Source organism: Protofrankia sp. CiP1_Cm_nod3 (assembly GCF_982290655.1).
The window spans coordinates 3,574-5,025 of record NZ_CEVIVD010000104.1 but is presented as its reverse complement, the minus strand read 5'-3'; the positions used below and the strand labels follow the sequence as shown (position 1 = coordinate 5,025).

Below are 1,452 nucleotides of genomic sequence, written 5' to 3'. Positions count from 1 at the left end.
ATGGCCTGGTGATCCCGATGGCCTGGTGATCCCGATGGCCTGGACGAGCTGCCGTGGCTCGGCGACCGGCAGCCGGATCAGGCCGGGCAGTGACGCGCCGACGTCACCAGCGGGAGCCCGGTGTCACCAGAGGGAACCTGGTGTCACCAGCGGGAACAACGCACGGGACAACAGGCGGAGGTGATGGTCCCGAAGTCAATGACTCGTCTGCGGGTCAGGACGTGCCGCGCGATCCGGCACCGCGCTGGATGACGGAAAGCGGCACGGAATGTAAGCGGTCCGTGTTGCCGCACATCCCGTTTCCCGACCATGGGCATCAGGATGGTGCTGTTTTCCGTGGATGTCCAACGCGGATCCGCGATCGGACCTATTACGAAATAAAATCAGTTGCGCTATCGTGCACTGTGCCTCCCGTACTGGACCTGACGGCTCTGCGCAGCCTCACGGCGATCGCCGACCACGGCGGCTTCCGCCGGGCCGCGGAGGCGCTGTGCATCTCGCAGTCGGCGGTGAGCCAGCATGTGCGCCGCCTGGAGAAAGCGGTCGGCCGGCCGCTGGTCACCCCGGACGGCCGCGGCACACGCTTCACCTCTGATGGTGAACTACTCATCGCCATGGGGCGACGGATTCTCACCCTGCACGACGACGCCCTCGAACAACTGGGCGTGGACGCGGCGCTGGCGGGCCAGCCGACCATCACCATCGGGTCGACCGAGCATGCCGCCGACCACCTGCTCCCGCTGGTGATGTCCGCGCTCACCGCGGAGTTCCCCGACGTCCAGGTCAGGTTCCGGCTCGATCGAGGGGCCCGCCTCGACGAGGCGCTCGACCGGGGCAGCATCGACGTCGCCGTGCTCATCGGGGAGGGGAACACCCCCCTGGCCCGTCCCGCCGGCCGGCTGCCGCTGGCCTGGTTCGCGGCCACCGACTGGGTGCCGCCCCCGCCGGAACGGCCACTGCCACTGGTAGCTATCGACGATCCGTGCACGATTCGAAGCCATGCGTTACGGGTGCTGGCCCAGGCCGGGCGCACGGCCTCGGTCGTCGGCGAGGCCGGATACCTCGCCGGTGTGCTGCACGCGGTCCGCGCCGGTGTCGGTGTCGCGCTGCTCGCCGATGTCGGGGCGGTGCCGCAGGGGCTGGAACGCCGTGACGATCTGCCACCGGTCGAGCCTGAACCACTCCACGTCCGCGGCCGTCGCAGCGCCCATCCCCGGCTGACGCATCTGATCGGCGACGCGGTGCGCACGGTGCTGGACGAGCGTCCCCGCCCACCGTCCTCGAACCGACCGGCGTCCTGACCCGGCGTCCTGACCCGGCGTTCTGGCCCGGCGTTCTGGCCCGGCGTTCTGGCCCGGCATCCCGAGCCGGCGTCCCGAGCCGGCGTCCTGACCCGGCGTCCTGACCCGGCGTCCTGACCCGGCGTCCTGGCCCGGCGTCCCGAGCCGGTAC

The 1,452-nt window shown here is 70.6% G+C and carries 1 protein-coding gene; it reads left to right on the top strand.

What is annotated here, in order from left to right; all coding sequences use genetic code 11:
• The first annotated feature begins 404 nt into the window (after window positions 1-404).
• Window positions 405-1,301 carry a LysR family transcriptional regulator gene (locus AC5LUJ_RS17675; protein ID WP_250290737.1) on the top strand — a complete coding sequence of 299 codons (897 nt, stop codon included), beginning with the start codon at window positions 405-407 and terminating at the stop codon, window positions 1,299-1,301.
• Window positions 1,302-1,452 lie beyond the last annotated feature (151 nt).